General features: G+C 70.8%; 14 protein-coding genes and 1 pseudogene. All 15 read right to left on the minus strand.

Translation table 11 applies throughout. From position 1 onward, the window contains the following. Positions 1–42: 42 nt before the first annotated feature. The gene (locus tag ACIQOV_RS02470) at positions 43–1,053 is read right to left on the minus strand and encodes a polyprenyl synthetase family protein (protein WP_359902275.1); all 1,011 of its coding nucleotides are present in this window, start codon (positions 1,051–1,053) and stop codon (positions 43–45) included. A gap of 311 nt (positions 1,054–1,364) precedes the next feature. Next, a complete protein-coding gene (nuoN, locus tag ACIQOV_RS02475; RefSeq protein WP_401044033.1) occupies positions 1,365–2,987 on the minus strand; it encodes an NADH-quinone oxidoreductase subunit NuoN in 1,623 nt (540 codons plus the stop codon). Between the two features lie 11 nt (positions 2,988–2,998). Beyond that, the gene (locus ACIQOV_RS02480; RefSeq protein WP_380538445.1) at positions 2,999–4,618 is read right to left on the minus strand and encodes an NADH-quinone oxidoreductase subunit M; all 1,620 of its coding nucleotides are present in this window, start codon (positions 4,616–4,618) and stop codon (positions 2,999–3,001) included. A gap of 111 nt (positions 4,619–4,729) precedes the next feature. Next, positions 4,730–6,649, minus strand: coding sequence for an NADH-quinone oxidoreductase subunit L (nuoL, locus tag ACIQOV_RS02485; RefSeq protein ID WP_401044019.1), 1,920 nt, complete (start codon positions 6,647–6,649; stop codon positions 4,730–4,732). 14 nt (positions 6,650–6,663) lie between these two features. After that, on the minus strand, positions 6,664–6,963 hold the full coding sequence (gene nuoK, locus ACIQOV_RS02490) for an NADH-quinone oxidoreductase subunit NuoK (protein ID WP_195911268.1): 300 nt from the start codon (positions 6,961–6,963) through the stop codon (positions 6,664–6,666). Next, complete coding sequence (locus tag ACIQOV_RS02495) at positions 6,960–7,877, minus strand: NADH-quinone oxidoreductase subunit J (RefSeq protein ID WP_401044036.1); 918 nt, start codon at positions 7,875–7,877, stop codon at positions 6,960–6,962. The genes nuoK and ACIQOV_RS02495 overlap by 4 nt, the downstream gene beginning before the upstream one ends. Further along, positions 7,877–8,485 (minus strand): NADH-quinone oxidoreductase subunit NuoI, encoded by a 609-nt coding sequence (gene nuoI, locus ACIQOV_RS02500; protein ID WP_401044021.1) that lies wholly within the window; start codon positions 8,483–8,485, stop codon positions 7,877–7,879. The genes ACIQOV_RS02495 and nuoI overlap by 1 nt, the downstream gene beginning before the upstream one ends. A gap of 6 nt (positions 8,486–8,491) precedes the next feature. Next, complete coding sequence (gene nuoH, locus ACIQOV_RS02505; RefSeq protein WP_359902264.1) at positions 8,492–9,820, minus strand: NADH-quinone oxidoreductase subunit NuoH; 1,329 nt, start codon at positions 9,818–9,820, stop codon at positions 8,492–8,494. 176 nt (positions 9,821–9,996) lie between these two features. After that, positions 9,997–12,471 (minus strand): annotated as a pseudogene (locus ACIQOV_RS02510) (NADH-quinone oxidoreductase subunit G); the annotation flags it as partial. After that, a complete protein-coding gene (nuoF, locus tag ACIQOV_RS02515) occupies positions 12,468–13,829 on the minus strand; it encodes an NADH-quinone oxidoreductase subunit NuoF (protein ID WP_401044022.1) in 1,362 nt (453 codons plus the stop codon). The pseudogene ACIQOV_RS02510 and the gene nuoF, both read right to left, overlap by 4 nt. Beyond that, positions 13,829–14,689, minus strand: a complete 861-nt coding sequence (nuoE, locus tag ACIQOV_RS02520) for an NADH-quinone oxidoreductase subunit NuoE (protein WP_401044024.1) — start codon at positions 14,687–14,689, stop codon at positions 13,829–13,831. The genes nuoF and nuoE overlap by 1 nt, the downstream gene beginning before the upstream one ends. Then, complete coding sequence (locus ACIQOV_RS02525) at positions 14,686–16,026, minus strand: NADH-quinone oxidoreductase subunit D (RefSeq protein WP_401044027.1); 1,341 nt, start codon at positions 16,024–16,026, stop codon at positions 14,686–14,688. The genes nuoE and ACIQOV_RS02525 overlap by 4 nt, the downstream gene beginning before the upstream one ends. Continuing rightward, positions 16,026–16,739 carry an NADH-quinone oxidoreductase subunit C gene (locus ACIQOV_RS02530; protein ID WP_401044030.1) on the minus strand — a complete coding sequence of 238 codons (714 nt, stop codon included), beginning with the start codon at positions 16,737–16,739 and terminating at the stop codon, positions 16,026–16,028. The genes ACIQOV_RS02525 and ACIQOV_RS02530 overlap by 1 nt, the downstream gene beginning before the upstream one ends. Further along, positions 16,736–17,290 (minus strand): NADH-quinone oxidoreductase subunit B family protein, encoded by a 555-nt coding sequence (locus ACIQOV_RS02535; protein WP_074005520.1) that lies wholly within the window; start codon positions 17,288–17,290, stop codon positions 16,736–16,738. Before ACIQOV_RS02535 ends, ACIQOV_RS02530 begins: the two co-directional genes overlap by 4 nt. Positions 17,291–17,418: 128 nt before the next feature. Beyond that, complete coding sequence (locus ACIQOV_RS02540; RefSeq protein WP_030060100.1) at positions 17,419–17,778, minus strand: NADH-quinone oxidoreductase subunit A; 360 nt, start codon at positions 17,776–17,778, stop codon at positions 17,419–17,421. Positions 17,779–18,237: the final 459 nt, after the last annotated feature.

The following is an 18,237-nucleotide window of genomic DNA, read 5'->3' on the forward strand; positions in this document are numbered from 1 at the left end:
GGCCCGGCCGCACCGCGGCCCGGCCCGGACGAGCCCGGGGGCTCACATGGTGCGGATCGCCACCGCGTCGCAGAGCCCCTCCAGGGCGGCCTTGGCGGCGCAGTCCGGCAGCGGGGCCAGCAGCGCCCTGGCCTCCTCGGCCCGGCGCAGGGTCTCGGCTCGGGCGCGCTCCAGCGCCGGGTGGGCGCGCAGCAGGCGCAGCGCCTCGGCGTGCAGGTCGTCGTCGGAGAGGTCCTGGTCGAGCAGTTCGCGCAGCCGGGCGTCGGCCGGGTCGGCCGGGTCGACGGGCATCTGCTGCAGCAGCAGGGTCGGCAGGGTCGGCACACCCTCGCGCAGGTCGGTCCCGGGGGTCTTGCCGGACTCGTGGCCGTCACTGGCGATGTCGAGCACGTCGTCGGCCAGCTGGAAGGCGATGCCGATCCGCTCGCCGAACTCGCCGAGGGTGTCCACCAGCTCGCGCTCGGCACCGGCCATCAGCGCTCCTATCCGGCAGGAGACGGCGATCAGCGAGCCGGTCTTGCCCTCCAGGACGTCCAGGTAGTGCAGCAGCGGGTCCATGTCCTGACCGGGGCCGCGGGTCTCCAGGATCTGACCGGTCACCAGCCGCTCGAAGGCCTCGGCCTGCATCCGCACGGCCTCCGGGCCGAGGTCGGCGAGCACCTGGGAGGCGCGGGAGAACAGGAAGTCGCCGGTGAGGATCGCGACCGAGTTGTCCCAGCGGGAGTTGGCGCTCGGGGCACCCCGGCGCACCGGCGCCTCGTCCATCACGTCGTCGTGGTACAGCGTGGCCAGGTGGGTCAGCTCGACCACCACGGCGGCGGGCACCACGCCGGGCGCCCCCGGGTCGCCGAACTGGGCGGCCAGCAGCAGGAGCAGCGGACGGAAGCGCTTGCCGCCGGCTTCGAGGAGGTGACTGGCGGTGACGGTGATGAACGGGACGTCGCACTTGACGGCCTCGCCGAGCGCCGCCTCCACCGCGTCCAGTCCGGCCTGGACATCCCGGGTCAGGTCGCGGTCCTGCACGCTGAGCCCGAAGGGTTCCACGACGGTCACGAAGACCACTCCTCTGTCCCTGGTCGATCTAGCGGCCTGGTCCCTGAGTGCCGCCGCTGGCCATACAGGCAGGGTATCCGGTCGTGAGTGGATCACTGCACGGGCGTGCGGATCCTGTCATGATCGGGCCTGATGCCCTGGTCAGGGCGGCTGTGCGGGCCGGACAGCGGTGGGGGCGAATTCGGCTGGAAATAAAGGTGGGAGAGCCCTCGGAACTCCCCCGGCCCCGGCTCCCGACAAAGACCCGTCCGGGCCGCGCGGACTGGGCGCGGCCCGGACGGGGCCCTGGTCGGAGGCGGTGCACGCCAGGATCAGCGCACGAACAGCGAGGCCTTGGACGCCAGGTCGAGGAAGTACTGCGGGAGCAGCCCGAGACCCAGTGTGACCAGCACCCCCACCCCGATCGCGGTCGCCGTGAAGGCGCTCGGGATCGCCACCGTGGGGCCGCCCGGCTGCGGGTCCGAGAAGAACATCAGCACGATCACCCGGATGTAGAAGAACGCGGCCACCGCCGAGCTCAGCACACCGACGACCACCAGCGGGGTCGCCCCGCCGCTGGCCGCGGCCTGGAAGACCGCGAACTTCCCGGTGAAGCCGGAGGTCAGCGGAATCCCGGCGAAGGCCAGCAGGAACAGCGCGAACACCGCCGCCACCAGCGGCGAGCGCCGCCCGAGCCCGGCCCAGCTGGACAGGTGGGTCGCCTCGCCCTTGGAGTCGCGCACCAGGGTGACCACGGCGAACGCGCCGAGCGTCACGAAGGAGTACGACAACAGGTAGAACAGCACCGAGGAGATGCCCTGCTTGTTGACGGCGATCACGCCGGTCAGGATGAACCCGGCGTGCGCGATCGAGGAGTACGCCAGCAGGCGCTTGACGTCCTGCTGGGTCACCGCGAGCACCGCGCCCACCACCATGGTGAGGATCGCCACGCCCCACATCACCGGCCGCCAGTCCAGCCGCAGGCCCGGGAAGGCCACGTAGAACAGCCGCAGGAAGGCCCCGAACGCCGCGACCTTGGTGGCCGCCGCCATGAAGCCGGTCACCGGGGTCGGCGCGCCCTGGTAGACGTCCGGGGTCCAGGAGTGGAAGGGGACCGCGGCGACCTTGAACAGCAGGCCGACCGCGAGCATCGCCAGGCCGGTCAGCACCAGCGCGTCGCTCTGGGTGGTGCTCAGCTGCGCGGGGGTGGTCATCGCCTTGCCGGAGATGACGTCCCCGATGTCCCCGAGCTTCACGCTGCCCGCGTAGCCGTACAGCAGCGCGGTCCCGAAGAGGAAGAACGCCGAGGCGAAGGCGCCGAGCAGGAAGTACTTGACCGCCGCCTCCTGGGAGAGCAGCCGGCGGCGCCGGGCCAGCGCGCACAGCAGGTACAGCGGCAGCGAGAAGACCTCCAGCGCCACGAACATGGTCAGCAGGTCGTTGGCGGCGGGGAACAGCAGCATGCCGCCGACCGCGAACATGGTGAGCGGGAAGACCTCGCTGGTGGCGAAGCCGGCCCGGACCGCGGCCCGCTCCTGCTCGCCGCCGGGGGTGGCGGCGGCCTGGGCGGCGAAGGCGTCGGCGGGCAGGCCACCGGCCTTCGGTTCCAGCCTGCGCTCGGCATAGGTGAGCACCGCGACCACGGAGGCCAGCAGGATCACGCCCTGGAGGAACAGCGCCGGGCCGTCCATCGCGACCGACTCCATGGCCAGCAGGTCGATCCGGGTGAAGCCGTGGCTCTGCACGGCCAGCACCACCACGGCGACGAAGGCGCCGACCAGCCCGGCCAGCGCGAGCGTCACCTGGGTCCAGTGCCGGTACCGGCGGGGCACGAAGGCCTCCACCAGGACGCCGGCCACGGCGGCGGCGAACACCACGAGCATCGGCGAGAGCTGGCCGTACTCGATGTGCGGCGCCGGAATGCTGGGGGTGTTGCCGCCCGCGGCGGCGAGCATCGCGGTGGCGCTCACTTCTGCTCACCTCCTGAGGTGGCGGCGACCGGGTGGGCCGGCGCCGGGTCGGTCTGGTGGATCTGCGAGAGCGTCGCGTTCACCGAGGGGTTGACCAGGTCGGTGAGCGGCTTGGGGTAGACGCCGAGCAGGATGGTCAGCGCCACCAGCGGGCCGACCACGGCGAGTTCCCGGGCCTTGAGGTCGGGCATCGTGCGCACCCCGTCCTTCACCGGGCCGGTCATGGTGCGCTGGTACAGCAGCAGGGCGTACAGCGCGGCCAGCACGATGCCGAAGGTGGCCACGACGCCGATCGCCGGGTAGCGGGTGAAGGTGCCCACGAGCACCAGGAACTCGCTGACGAAGGGGGCGAGCCCGGGCAGCGACAGGGTGGCCAGGCTGCCGATCAGGAACGTCCCGGCGAGCACCGGGGCGACCTTCTGCACACCGCCGTAGTCGGCGATCAGCCGCGAACCGCGACGGGAGATCAGGAAGCCGGCCACCAGCATCCACGCCGCCGTGGACAGGCCGTGGTTGACCATGTAGAGGGTGGCGCCGCTCTGGCCCTGGCTGGTCAGCGCGAAGATGCCCATGATGATGAAGCCGAAGTGCGAGATCGAGGCGTACGCCACCAGGCGCTTGATGTCCTTCTGCCCGACCGCCAGCAGCGCGCCGTAGACGATCCCGATCAGCGCGAGGACCAGGATCGCCGGGGCGAAGGTCTTCGAGGCGTCCGGGAACAGCCCGAGGCAGAAGCGCAGCATCGCGAAGGTGCCGACCTTGTCCACCACGGCGGTGATCAGCACCGCGGTGCCGGCGGTGGACTCGCCCATCGCGTTCGGCAGCCAGGTGTGCAGCGGCCACAGCGGGGCCTTCACCGCGAAGGCGAAGAAGAAGCCCAGGAACAGCGCCTTCTCGGCGGTGCCGGTCAGCTGGAGCCGGCCGTCGGCGATCGCCGAGGTCAGCGTCGGCAGGTCGAAGGTGCCGAAGCCCTGGTCCTGCGCGATCACGTACAGGCCGATCACGGCCGCCAGCATCACCAGGCCGCCGAGCAGGTTGTAGAGCAGGAACTTCACGGCCGCGTAGGAGCGCTGACGCGCCGACTCGGGGCCGCCCGCCCGGTCGCCGAAGCCGCCGATCAGGAAGTACATCGGGATCAGCATGGCTTCGAAGAACACGTAGAAGACGAAGACGTCGGTGGCGTAGAAGGAGACGACCACCATCGCCTCCACCGCCAGGATCAGGGCGAAGAAGCCCTGGGTCCTCCTGCTGTTCTCGAAGGTGCCGTCGGGACCGGCCGGCCCCGGATCGGCGTCGTGCCAGGAGGCGAGGATCACCAACGGCACGAGGACGGCGGTGAGCAGGGCGAGCACCGCGCCGATGCCGTCCACGCCGAGCGAGAAGGTGATGCCGAAGGAGCGGATCCAGCTGTACGACTCGTTCAGCTGGAAGCGGGCGCCCTGAGGGTCGAACCGGGTCGCCACCACGGCGGCCAGCACCAGGGTGACGGCCGAGACGCCCAGCGCGACGGCCTTGGTGTTCCGGCGCCGGCTCTCGGAGGACCCGGCCGGCAGCGCCGCGGTCAGCACCGCGCCGGCCGCCGGCACGGCGCAGGTGGCGGTCAGGAGGACGCTCATGCGCCCACCTCGCCGCGCCCGGCAGGGGCGTCCGTCCGCGCGCACCGCTTGACGGTTCGTTCGCTGCGCTCACTCATGGCCTGCCCTCCCAACGGATATCAGGACGAGTCATCACGTGGACCTCATCAGGAGAGTCGTGGCGACCAGCACCAGCGTGCCGCCGAACATGGAGAGCGCGTAGGAGCGGACGTAGCCGTTCTGGATCCGCCGCAGCCGGCCGGAGAGCCCGCCGATCGCGGCGGCCAGGCCGTTGACCACGCCGTCCAGGCCGCGGCTGTCGAAGAAGACCAGCGCCGCGGCGAGCGCCGAGCCCGGCCGCACCAGCACCGCGTGGTTGAAGTCGTCCTGCAGCAGGTCCCGGCGGGCGGCCCGGGTGAGCGGGGAGCCTACCGGCGGCACCACCGGGACCGGCGAGCGCCCGTACATCAGGTAGGCGAGGCCGACGCCGGCCAGCATGCAGGCCGTGGTCAGCAGGGTGACGGTCAGCGGGGCGAGCGGGGAGTTGCCCTCCTCGTACCCGGTTACCGGCTCCAGCCACTTCAGGAAGGAGTCGTTGAAGGCGAACAGCCCGCCCGCGAACACCGAGCCGAAGGCCAGCAGGACCATCGGGATCGTCATGGTCCTGGGCGACTCGTGCGGGTGCGGCAGGTCGCCCTCCCCCGCGGCGGAGCCGCCGGTGCCGCCGGCCGGCTGCCAGCGCTTCTCGCCGAAGAAGGTCAGCACCATCACCCGGGTCATGTAGAACGCGGTGATCGCCGCGCCGACCAGCGTGCACAGCCCGAGGATCCAGCCCTCGGTGCCGCCCTTGGCGAAGGCCGCCTCGATGATCTTGTCCTTGGAGAAGAAACCGGACAGGCCCGGGAAGCCGATGATCGCCAGGTAGCCGAGGCCGAAGGTGACGAAGGTGACCGGCATGTACGTGCGCAGGCCGCCGTAGTGACGCATGTTCACCTCGTCGTTCATGCCGTGCATGACCGACCCGGCGCCGAGGAACAGCCCGGCCTTGAAGAAGCCGTGGGTCACCAGGTGCATGATCGCGAAGACGTAGCCGATCGGACCGAGCCCGGCCGCCAGCACCATGTAGCCGATCTGCGACATGGTCGAGCCGGCCAGCGCCTTCTTGATGTCGTCCTTGGCGCAACCGACGATCGCACCGAACAGCAGCGTGACCGCGCCGACCACCACCACGGCGGTCTGCGCGTCCGGCGCCAGGTCGAAGATCGTCGAGGAACGGGTGATCAGGTAGACGCCCGCGGTCACCATGGTGGCCGCGTGGATCAGCGCCGACACCGGGGTCGGGCCCTCCATCGCGTCCCCCAGCCAGGACTGCAGCGGCACCTGGGCCGACTTGCCGCAGGCCGCCAGCAGCAGCATCAGGCCGATCGCCGTCAGCTTGCCCTCGCTCGCCTCGTGCGCACCGCCGAAGACGGGGCCGAAGGCGAAGGAGCCGAACTCCGCGAACATCAGCATGATCGCGACGGACAGGCCGATGTCGCCGACCCGGTTGACGATGAAGGCCTTCTTCGCCGCCGTCGCCGCGCTCGGCTTGTGCTGCCAGAAGCCGATCAGGAGGTACGAGGCCAGGCCCACGCCCTCCCAGCCGAAGTACAGCAGCAGGTAGTTGTCCGCGACCACCAGCAGCAGCATGGCGGCCAGGAACAGGTTCAGGTACGCGAAGAAGCGGCGCCGGCGCTCGTCGTGCGCCATGTAGCCCACCGAGTAGAGGTGGATCAGCGTGCCGACGCCGGTGATCAGCAGGACGAAGGTCATCGACAGCTGGTCGAGCAGGAAGGAGAAGTCGGCCTGGAAGCCGTTCACCGGGATCCAGCTGAACAGGTGCACGGTGAGCGCCCGGTTCTCGGCGTCACGGCCGAGCATGTCCGAGAACAGGGCCAGGCCGAAGCCGAACGAGAGCGCCGCGAGCGCGGTGGCCAGCCAGTGGCCGTAGCGGTCCAGCACCCGGCCACCGAGCAGCAGCAGGGCGGCACCGGCCAGTGGAGCCGCCACCAGCAGCGGAATGAGAGAGTTCACCGAAGGTCCTCCGCCTACAGCTTCATCAGGTTGCTGTCGTCGACCGAAGCGGAGTGCCTGGTCCGGAAGATGGAGACGATGATGGCGAGGCCGACCACGACCTCGGCCGCCGCCACCACCATCGTGAAGAACGCGATGATCTGGCCGTCCAGGGTCCCGTGCAGCCGGGAGAAGGTCACCAGGGCGAGGTTCGAGGCGTTCAGCATCAGCTCCACGCACATGAACAGCACGATCGCGTTGCGCCGGATCAGCACCCCGGCCGCGCCGATGGTGAACAACAGGGCCGACAGGTAGAGGTAGTTGACCGGGTTCACTCCGCGCCCTCCTCGCCGGCCGGGTGCTTCACGTTGTTCGCCGGCACCGGCTCGCCGTTCGCCGGCACCGGCTCCAGCGACTTGCGCGGAGCCGTCGCCGCCGGCCGCTCCGAGGACGGACGGCCCAACCAGTCCGCCGTGCTGTTCTCCAGCTCCGCCATCCGCCGCAGCATCGCCTGACTGACGTCCCGGACCTGGCCGCGCTCGCGCAGCGTCGCCATCACCGAGTCCTCGGCGATCGTGCCGTCCGGCAGCAGCGCCGGGACGTCCACCGCGTTGTGCCGCGCGTACACGCCCGGCGCCGGCAGCGGCGGCAGCTGGATGTTGTCCATGATCCGCTGCGCCGCCAGCTCGCGCTGCGTCTTCGGCGCCTTCACGTGCTCCCGGTGGGTCAGCACCATCGCACCGATCGCCGCGGTGATCAGCAGCGCGCCGGTGACCTCGAAGGCCCACACGTACCGGGTGAAGATCAGCCGGGCCAGGCCCGGCACGTTGCCCTCGGCGTTCGCCTCGGACAACCCGGTGAAGTGGTCCAGCTTCGCGTTGGCGATCCCGGCGATCAGCAGCACGCCGAAGCCCAGCCCGCACAGCGCCGCGGCGAACCGCTGGCCCTTCAGCTGCTCCTTCAGCGAATCCTCGCTGGTGACACCGACCAGCATCACCACGAACAGGAACAGCATCATGATCGCGCCGGTGTAGACCACGATCTGCACCACGCCCAGGAACACCGCGCCCTGGGCCATGTAACAGACCGCCAGCGCCAGCATGGTGGCCGCCAGGCAGAGCGCGCTGTGCACGGCCTTGCGCATCAGCACCATGCCGAGCGCGCCGCCGACCGCGATCACCGCGAGCACCCAGAACTGGACGGCCTCACCCGTCGAGGTCGTCCCGGTCGCTTCCGCCAGCCGCGCGATCACTGCTGCACCTCCTGGTCCCGGTCGGTGCGCTCCTGCTGGACCGTGCCCGGCGCCGCCGCGGTGATCTCGCCCCGGTAGTACGCGCCCTCGTCGGTGCCCGGGAAGATCGCGTGCGGGGTGTCGACCATGCCCTCGGACAGGCCCACCAGCAGCTGCTCCTTGGTGAAGATCAGGTCCCGCCGGGAGGAGTCGGCCAGCTCGTACTCGTTGGTCATGGTCAGCGCCCGGGTCGGGCAGGCCTCGATGCACAGCCCGCACAGGATGCAGCGGGCGTAGTTGATCTGGTACACCACGCCGTAGCGCTCACCCGGGGAGTAGCGCTCCTCGTCCCGGTTGTCCGCGCCCTCCACGTAGATCGCGTCGGCCGGGCAGGCCCACGCGCACAGCTCGCAGCCGACGCACTTCTCCAGGCCGTCCGGGTGCCGGTTCAGCTGGTGGCGGCCGTGGAAGCGCGGAGCGGTGGGCTTCTTCTGCTCCGGGTACTGCTCGGTGAGCCGCTTCTTGAACATGGCCTTGAAGGTCACGCCGAAGCCGGCGGCCGGGCCGAGGATCGACGGACGGTCGGCCCGTTCGGGGCGACCCGTACGATCGGACTGGTCGGACATCTCGGTTCAGCTCCCTTCGGAATGGTCGGCCCCGTTGAGGGCGTCCTGGAGTTGCTTCGGGGCGCGGCTGCGCCGGCGCGGCACCGGCGGGAGCACCTGGCCGGGCAGCGGCGGGACCGGATAGCCGCCCGCCATCGGGTCGAAATCGGCCTTGGGTGGGGTGACCTCGGGTTCGGGCTGCTTCCTCAGGAAGTCCCGCAGCAGCGCCAGCAGCAGGATCACGCCGACCGGCGCGCCCACGTACAGCACCACCTCGCCGAAGTCGTAGCCCTCGTTGCGCAGCGCCCGCACGCTCGCGATCAGCACCAGCCACACCAGCGAGACCGGGATCAGCACCTTCCAGCCCAGCTTCATGAACTGGTCGTAGCGGAACCGGGGCAGCGTGCCGCGCAGCCAGATGAAGAAGAACAGCAGCAACTGGATCTTCAGCGTGATCCACAGCATCGGCCACCAGCCGTGGTTGGCGCCCTCCCAGAACGTCGACACCGGCCACGGGGCCCGCCAGCCGCCCAGGAAGAGGGTCGAGGCCACCGCCGAGACCGTCACCATGTTCACGTACTCGGCCAGCATGAACATCGCGAACTTCAGCGAGGAGTACTCGGTGTTGAAGCCGCCGACCAGCTCGCCCTCGGCCTCCGGGAGGTCGAACGGCGCCCGGTTGGTCTCGCCGACCATCGCGATGATGTAGACGATGAACGACACCGGCAGCAGCGCCGCGAACCAGGTCGGCTGCTGGTGCGCCACGATCTCCGAGGTCGACATCGAACCCGAGTAGATGAACACCGCCGCGAAGGACAGGCCCATCGCGATCTCGTAGCTGATCATCTGCGCGGACGAGCGCAGCCCGCCCAGCAGCGGGTACGTCGAACCCGAGGACCAGCCCGCCAGCACGATGCCGTAGATGCCCACCGCGGCCGTCGCCAGGACGTACAGCAACGCCACCGGGAAGTCCGTCAGCTGGAGCGGCGTGCGGGTGCCGAAGATCGACACCTCGTTGCCGGCCGGGCCGAACGGGATCACCGCGAAGGCCATGAACGCGGGGATGGCGCAGACGATCGGGGCCAGGATGTAGACCACCTTGTCCGAGCCCTTGACCACCAGGTCTTCCTTCAGCGCCAGCTTCACGCCGTCCGCCAGCGACTGCAGCATGCCCCACGGGCCGTGCCGGTTGGGCCCGATGCGCAGCTGCATCCAGGCCACCACCTTGCGCTCCCAGACGATCGCGATCAGCACCGTCAGGACCAGGAAGGCGAAGCAGAACACCGCCTTCAGCAGCACCAGCCACCACGGGTCCTGCCCGAAGAAGTGGAGCGTCTCGTACGGCTGCGGAGTCATCGGTCCTCCCCTTCTCCCGCGGTCCCGTCCACGGTCGAACCGGCCTGGGCCTGCGCCCGGGCCGACTCGTCCTGTTCCTGCTCGTCCTGCGCCGACCGGTCGGGTGTGGCCCGGGCCTGTCCCGCCCCGTCCTGTGCCGCCCTGTCCTGTGTCGTCGGGCCGGGATCGGCCTCGACCTCGACCTCGACCGCGGGCTCGGGCTCCGCCTCGGCCGCGGCGATCGTGACCAGGTGGCCGACGGTGGTGCCGAGCGCGCGCGGGGCACCGCCCGGAGTGGAGCCGAGCGGGACCCAGACCGTGCGGTCCGGGATCGAGTCGGTGACCTCCAGCGGCAGGGTCAGCGATCCGGCCGGGCCGGTCAGCCGCAGGGCCCCGGCCGCCACCGCGCCGATCTCCTTGGCCGTCTCCGCCGAGATCCGGGCCACCGCCCGGTGCCGGGTGCCCGCCAGGTGCGGATCCCCCTGCTGCAGCGCGCCGTTGTCCAGCAGCAGGCGCCAACCCGCCAGCACCGCCTGGCCGGCGGCCGGCCGGGGCAGCGGGCCGGGGTGGGCCGCCGGGTCGGCCGTGCGGTCGCCCTCCCAGGGGGCGAAGCGGTCCAGCTCCAGCCGGGCCGCCCGGACGTCCGGCAGTCCCAGCCGCCCGCCCAACGCGTCCGCCAGCATGCTCAGCACCCGCAGGTCCGGCTGGAGGTGACGGCCCATCTGCTGGTCCGGCTTGAGCGCGGCCTCGAACATCCGCACCCGGCCCTCCCAGTCCAGGAAGGTGCCGGCCTTCTCCGCCGCCGCAGCCACCGGCAGCACCACGTCGGCGCGCGCCGTCACCGCCGAGGGCCGCAGCTCCAGCGACACCAGGAACGGCACCGCCGCCAGCGCCTCGTCGGCCAGCACGGGGTCCGGCAGGTCGTCCGGATCCACGCCGCCGACCAGCAGCGCGTCCAGCTCTCCGGCCACGACCGCCGCCAGGATCCCGTCGGTGTCCCGGCCCGGCCGGGACGGCAGCTCGGCCCCGCCCCACAGCGCGGCCGCCTCCGACCGGGCCGCCGCGACGGCCACCGGACGGCCGCCGGGCAGCAGGCCCGGCAGCGCGCCCGCCTCCACGGCCCCGCGCTCACCGGCCCGGCGCGGCACCCAGGCGAGCTTGGCGCCGGTCGCGTGCGCCAGGCGCAGCACCGCCGTCGGCCCGCCCGGGACGGCGGCCAGCCGCTCGCCCACCAGGATCACCGCACCCGGGGTGCGCAGCAGTTCCGCCACCCGGCCCGCGTCGTCGTTCAGCGGCTCGTCCGCCGCCAGCGCCGCGAACCACTCCGGCTCGGTCCCGGGGGCGGCCGGCAGCAGCGCGCCGCGCAGCTTCGCCAGGCCCCGGGAACCGAACGCGGCCACCGAGAACACCTTCAGGCCCGTCGCCCTGGTCGCCTTGCGCAACCGCAGGAAGACGATCGGCGACTCCTCCTCCGGCTCGAAGCCCGCCAGCAGCACCGCCGGCGCCCGGTCGAGGTCCTCGTACGCCACACCGGCGCCGTTCACGTCGACGCCCCGCCCGGCCACCGCCGCGGCCAGGAAGTCCGCCTCCTCACCGCTGTGCGGGCGGGCCCGGAAGTCCACGTCGTTGGTGCCGAGCACCACCCGAGCGAACTTCCCGTACGCGTAGGCGTCCTCGACCGTCACCCGGCCGCCGGCCAGCACCCCGGTCCGGGCCCCGCGCAGCCCCTCGGCCGCCCGGGCCAGCGCCTCCGGCCAGGAGGCCGGCACCAGCTCGCCGTCCACCCGCACCAGCGGGGTGGTCAGCCGGTCGCGCTGCTGGGCGTAGCGGAAGGCGAAGCGGCCCTTGTCGCAGTTCCACTCCTCGTTCACCGCCGGGTCCTCGCCCGCCAGCCGGCGCAGCACCTTGCCGCGCCGGTGGTCGGTGCGCTGCGCGCAGCCCGAGGCGCAGTGCTCGCACACGCTCGGCGAGGAGACCAGGTCGAAGGGACGCGAGCGGAACCGGTACGCCGCCGAGGTCAGCGCGCCCACCGGGCAGATCTGGATGGTGTTCCCGGAGAAGTACGACTCGAAGTCGTCGCCCTCGCCGGTGCCGACCTGCTGCAGTGCCCCGCGCTCCACCAGGTCGATGAACGGGTCCCCGGCGATCTGCTGTGAGAAGCGGGTGCAGCGCGCGCACAGCACGCAGCGCTCGCGGTCCAGCAGCACCTGGCTGCTGATCGGCACCGGCTTCTCGTAGGTGCGCTTCATCCCCTCGAAACGGGAGTCGGCGGCGCCGCTGGTCATCGCCTGGTTCTGCAGCGGGCACTCGCCGCCCTTGTCGCAGACCGGGCAGTCCAGCGGGTGGTTGATCAGCAGCAGCTCCATCACGCCGCGCTGGGCCTTCTCGGCCACCGGCGAGCTGAGCTGGGTGCGCACCACCATGCCCTCGGCCACCGGAACGGTGCAGGAGGCGACCGGCTTGCGCTGGCCCTCGATCTCGACGATGCACTGGCGGCAGGCACCGGCCGGATCGAGCAGCGGGTGGTCGCAGAAGCGCGGGATCTGGGTGCCGATGGTCTCGGCGGCCCGGATCACCAACGTTCCCTTGGGGACCCGCACTTCGACGCCGTCGATGGTGAGCGTGACCAGTTCGACCGCGGTCTCGGAGGCGGTTGGCTCTGTGATCGTCACGCGTGCACCTCCCTTTCGGTGGCGGACTGGTGGCCGGGGCGGGGGCCGTCGGCCCAGACGGTGGAGGCTTCCGGGTCGAACGGGCAGCGGCGCTCGGCCAGGTGCTGCTCGTACTCGGCCCGGAAGTGCTGGAGCGAGGAGACGATCGGGCTGGCCGCGCCGTCGCCCAGGGCGCAGAAGGACTTGCCGTTGATGTTGTCGGCGATGTCGAGGAGCTTCTCCAGGTCCCCGTCGACGCCCTCGCCCGCCTCGATCCGCTGGAGCAGCTGGACCAGCCAGTAGGTGCCCTCGCGGCAGGGGGTGCACTTGCCGCAGGACTCGTGGGCGTAGAACTCCGTCCAGCGGGTGACGGCCCGCACCACGCAGGTGGTCTCGTCGAAGACCTGGAGCGCCTTGGTGCCGAGCATCGAGCCGGCCGCGCCGACGCCCTCGTAGTCCAGCGGGACGTCGAGGTGCTCGTCGGTGAACATCGGGGTGGAGGAGCCGCCCGGGGTCCAGAACTTCAGCCGGTGCCCAGGGCGGATGCCGCCGCTGAGGTCGAGCAGCTGGCGCAGCGTGATGCCGAGCGGGGCCTCGTACTGGCCGGGGTTGGTGACGTGGCCGGAGAGCGAGTAGAGCGTGAAGCCGGGGGACTTCTCGGTGCCCAGGGCCTTGAACCACTCCTTGCCGCGGGACAGGATCGGCGGCACCGAGGCGATCGACTCGACGTTGTTGACCACCGTCGGGCAGGCGTACAGGCCGGCGATCGCCGGGAACGGGGGCCGCAGCCTCGGCTGGCCGCGGCGGCCCTCCAGCGAGTCCAGCAGCGCCGTCTCCTCGCCGCAGATGTAGGCGCCGGCCCCGGCGTGCACGGTGATGTCGAGGTCGATCCCCGAGCCGAGGATGTTCCGGCCCAGCAGCCCGGCCCCGTACGCCTCGGCGACGGCCGCGTGCAGCCGGCGCAGCACCGGGACGACCTCGCCGCGCAGGTAGATGAAGGCGTGGTCGCAGCGGATCGCGTAGGAGGCGATGATCATGCCCTCGATCAGCGCGTGCGGGTTGGCGAACAGCAGCGGGATGTCCTTGCAGGTGCCCGGCTCGGACTCGTCCGCGTTGACCACCAGGTAGTGCGGCTTGCCGTCGTTCTGGGGGATGAACTGCCACTTCATGCCGGTCGGGAAGCCTGCGCCGCCGCGGCCGCGCAGGCCGGCCTCCTTGACCAGGGCGATCACGTCGTCCGGCGGCATGGCGAGGGCCGCCTTGAGGCCCTCGTAGCCGTGGTGGCGGCGGTAGGTGTCGAGCGTCCAGGGGCGGCTGTCGTCCCAGGAGTCGGACAGGACCGGGGTGAGCAGCTTCTCGGCCGGCTCGGCGGAGGTCATCACGCTTCGCTCCCTTCCTGGCCCTTGCCCGCCTGGCCGTTGTTCGTCTGGCTGTTGCTCGCCTGGGGGTTGCTTGCCGGGCCGTTGCTCACCTGGCCGTTGTTCGCCGGGCCGCTGCCCTCGTGGCGGGGGGACGCGGGGCGGGGGGAGACCACCTTGGTGCCGGCGGTGCCGGGCAGCGCCTCGCCGCGGGCCAGCCGCAGACCGGCCAGGGACGGCGCGCCGCCGGCTCCGGACTCGTCGTTGGCGCCCGGGCGCTCGTCCGGGAAGCCGGCCAGGATCCGGGCGGTCTCCTTGAAGCCGCACAGCCGGGCACCGCGGGTGGGCCGGACCTCACGGCCGGCGCGCAGGTCGTCGACCAGCTGCCGGGCGCTCTCCGGGGTCTGGTTGTCGAAGAACTCCCAGTTGACCATCACCACGGGCGCGTAGTCGCAGGCCGCGTTGCACTCGATGTGCTCGATCGAGACCTCGCCGTCCTCGGTGGTCTCGTTGTTGCGGACACCCAGGTGCTCCTGGAGCTCGGCGAAGATCTGGTCGCCGCCGAGCACCGCGCACAGCGTGTTGGTGCAGACCCCGACGTGGTACTTCCCGGCCGGGCGGCGCCGGTACATGGTGTAGAAGGTCGCGACCGCGGTGACCTCGGCGGTGGTGAGGTCCAGCTGCTCGGCGCAGAAGCGCATCCCGGTCGGGCTGACGAAGCCCTCCTCGGCCTGCACCAGGTGCAGCAGCGGCAGCAGCGCCGAGCGGGGCTGCGGGTAGCGGGCGATCAGCTCGGCGGCGTCGGCGGCCAGCCTGGCGTGCACCTCCTCGGAGTACGGTGCGGCCGGCAGTGCCGGCAGTCCGAGTTCGACGTTGGTCACCGGTCCACGCCTCCCATCACCGGGTCGATCCCGGCCACCGCGACGATCACGTCGGCCACCTGGCCGCCCTCGCACATCGCCGCCATCGTCTGCAGATTGGTGAACGACGGATCCCGGAAGTGGACCCGGTACGGGCGCGTCCCGCCGTCGCTGACCACGTGCACGCCCAGCTCGCCCTTGGGCGACTCGACCGCCACGTACGCCTGGCCGACCGGGACCCGGAAGCCCTCGGTGACCAGCTTGAAGTGGTGGATCAGGGCCTCCATCGAGGTCCCCATGATCTTGCGGATGTGGTCGAGGGAGTTGCCCAGCCCGTCCGGGCCGACGGCCAGTTGGGCGGGCCAGGCGATCTTCTTGTCGGCCACCATGACCGGGCCCGGACGCAGCCGGTCCAGGCACTGCTCGACGATCCGCAGCGACTGCTTCATCTCCTCCAGGCGGATCAGGAAGCGGCCGTAGGAGTCGGCGCTGTCGGCGATCGCGACCTCGAAGTCGTAGTCCTGGTAGCCGCAGTACGGGTCGGTCTTGCGCAGGTCGTGCGGCAGGCCGGTGGCGCGCAGGATCGGGCCGGTGGCGCCGAGGGCCAGGCAGCCGGGCAGGTCCAGGAAGCCGACGTCGACCAGGCGGGCCTTGAACACCGGGTTGCCGGTGGCGAGTTTGTCGTACTCGTGCATCCGGGAGCGGAAGACCTTGACCGCCTCGCGGATCTGGTCGACGGCGCCGGGCGGCAGGTCCTGGGCGAGGCCGCCGGGGCGCACGTACGCGTGGTTCATGCGCAGACCGGTGACCAGCTCGAAGACGTCCAGGATCAGCTCGCGGTCCCGGAAGCCGTAGATCATCAGGGTGGTGGAGCCGATCTCCATGCCGCCGGTGGCCAGGCAGACCAGGTGCGAGGCGATCCGGTTGAGCTCCATCATCATCACGCGGATGACGTTGGCGCGGTCCGGGACGTCGTCGGTGATGCCGAGCAGCTTCTCGACCGCCAGGCAGTAGGCGGTCTCGTTGAACAGCGGGGTCAGGTAGTCCATACGGGTCACGAAGGTGGTGCCCTGGACCCAGTTGCGGAACTCCATGTTCTTCTCGATGCCGGTGTGGAGGTAGCCGATGCCGCAGCGGGCCTCCTTCACCGTCTCGCCGTCGATCTCCAGGATCAGCCGCAGCACGCCGTGGGTGGACGGGTGCTGGGGGCCCATGTTGACGATGATGCGCTCGTCGTCGGCCCGGCCGACCGCCTCGACCACCTCGCCCCAGTCACCGCCGGTGACGGTGAAGACCCGGCCCTCGGTGGTATCGCGGGCGTCCGCTTCCTCGGTCTCTCCAAAGTGCTGGGTGTTCATCAGCTGTACGACCTCCGCTGGTCGGGAGCCGGGATCTGGGCGCCCTTGTACTCGACGGGGATGCCGCCGAGCGGGTAGTCCTTGCGCTGCGGGTGGCCCAGCCAGTCGTCCGGCATCATGATCCGGGTGAGCGCAGGGTGGCCCTCGAAGACCAGGCCGAAGAAGTCGTAGGCCTCGCGCTCGTGCCAGTCGTTGGTCGGGTAGACGCTCACCACGGAGGGGATGCGCGGGTCGGCGTCGGGTGCGGTGACCTCCAGCCGGATCAGCCGGCCGTGGGTGATCGAGCGCAGGTGGTAGACCGCGTGCAGCTCGCGGCCCTTGTCGCCGGGGTAGTGCACGCCGCTCACGCCCAGGCACAGTTCGAAGCGCAGCGCCGGGTCGTCGCGGAGGATGCGGGCGGTCCCCAGCAGGTGGTCGCGGTCGATGTGGAAGGTGAGCTCGCCGCGGTCGACCACGGTCCTCTCGATCACCTCGACCGGGTCCAGGCCCTGCTCCTCCAGGGCGCCCTCCAGCTCGTCGGCGACCTCGTCGAACCAGCCGCCGTACGGGCGTTCGCTCGGACCGGGCAGCACGATCGGGTCGGCCAGACCGCCGAAGCCGGAGGTGTCGCCGCTGCCCGTGGCACCGAACATGCCCTGGCGGCGGCCGACCACCTCGACCGGGATCTCGCGGACCGGCTGCTCGCGGCGGGTCTCGGGTACCTGGTCGTTCATCGCAGCTGCCCCCGCATCTCGCTGATCGGGGTGGCCTTCAGGGCGAGCGCCTCACCGAGTTCCTCGGCCCGGCGCCTGTTCACGCCCAGCGGCTCGTGCTGGATCTTGTCGTGCAGCTTCAGGATGGCGTCCATCAGCATCTCCGGACGGGGCGGACAGCCGGGCAGGTAGATGTCCACCGGCACGATGTGGTCGACGCCCTGGACGATCGCGTAGTTGTTGAACATCCCGCCGGACGAGGCGCAGACGCCCATCGAGATGACCCACTTGGGGTTGGGCATCTGGTCGTACACCTGGCGCAGCACCGGGGCCATCTTCTGACTCACCCGCCCCGCCACGATCATCAGATCGGCCTGCCGGGGGGAGCCCCGGAAGACCTCCATGCCGAACCGGGCCAGGTCGTAACGGCCCGCCCCGGTGGTCATCATCTCGATCGCGCAGCAGGCCAGACCGAAGGTGGCCGGGAAGAGTGACGCCTTGCGCACCCAGCCGGCGGCCGTCTCCACCGTCGTGAGCAGAAAGCCGCTCGGCAGCTTCTCCTCGATTCCCATCAGATCCCTCTCAATGCCCTCGAGTCCGCTGATACGTGGGCCGGTTCTGGCTTGTCCGCTCGTTCACAAGCGGGCGCGCAGCCGGCGGACGGGTGGGGTCGCCACCCCGCGCTCGGACCACCCCGCGCTCAGTCCCACTCCAGGCCGCCGCGCCGCCACACGTAGGCGTACGCGACGAAGACGGTGGCGATGAACAGGAGCATCTCGACCAGCCCGAAGATCCCCAGGGCGTCGAAGGTCACCGCCCAGGGGTAGAGGAAGACGATCTCGATGTCGAAGACGATGAAGAGCATCGCCGTCAGGTAGTACTTGATCGGGAACCGACCGCCGCCCACGGGCTGCGGGGTCGGCTCGATGCCGCACTCGTACGCCTCCAACTTGGCCCGGTTGTAGCGCTTGGGGCCGGTGAGTGAGGCCATCACGACGGAGCCGACCGCGAACGCCGCCGCGATGGCACCGAGTACGAGGATCGGCGCGTAGGCATTCATAGCCCCCGCTCCCTCCGTCCAGTCGTCCTTGACTGCAGATCGGAACCGGCGGGTCACACAGAGGTGAACCCGCGTTCCAGTTCCCGAGATCCACCTCATGTGAGGCAGTTCACAAAGCCTGGAACGAGCGCATCCTATGCCCGTCGGCTTGTGATCTGCGACACGCAGTTCACGGTCACCTTTGTGATCTACGACACCCTTCGAATGGGGTCGAATATGAACATGCCCAGATTTGTCGACGCAAAGCAGTCAAATGATCACAAGCAGTCGCATTTACTTGTGAAGCGGCAGGTCAGGGGCGTGTTCCTATATCAACTATGCGTCGACCTGAGCAAATTTCCAGGCGTCATGTTGACGTGTTATAGAGGCTCACTCGCAGGGGTGGCGGGCGTAGCGCCGTTCGGGGCCGAAGGCGAGCCGGCGGACGGTGGAGTGCAGCCCGTCGGCGCCGATCACCAG

Source organism: Kitasatospora sp. NPDC091257, assembly GCF_044757675.1.
Lineage (GTDB): Bacteria > Actinomycetota > Actinomycetes > Streptomycetales > Streptomycetaceae > Kitasatospora > Kitasatospora lactacystinica.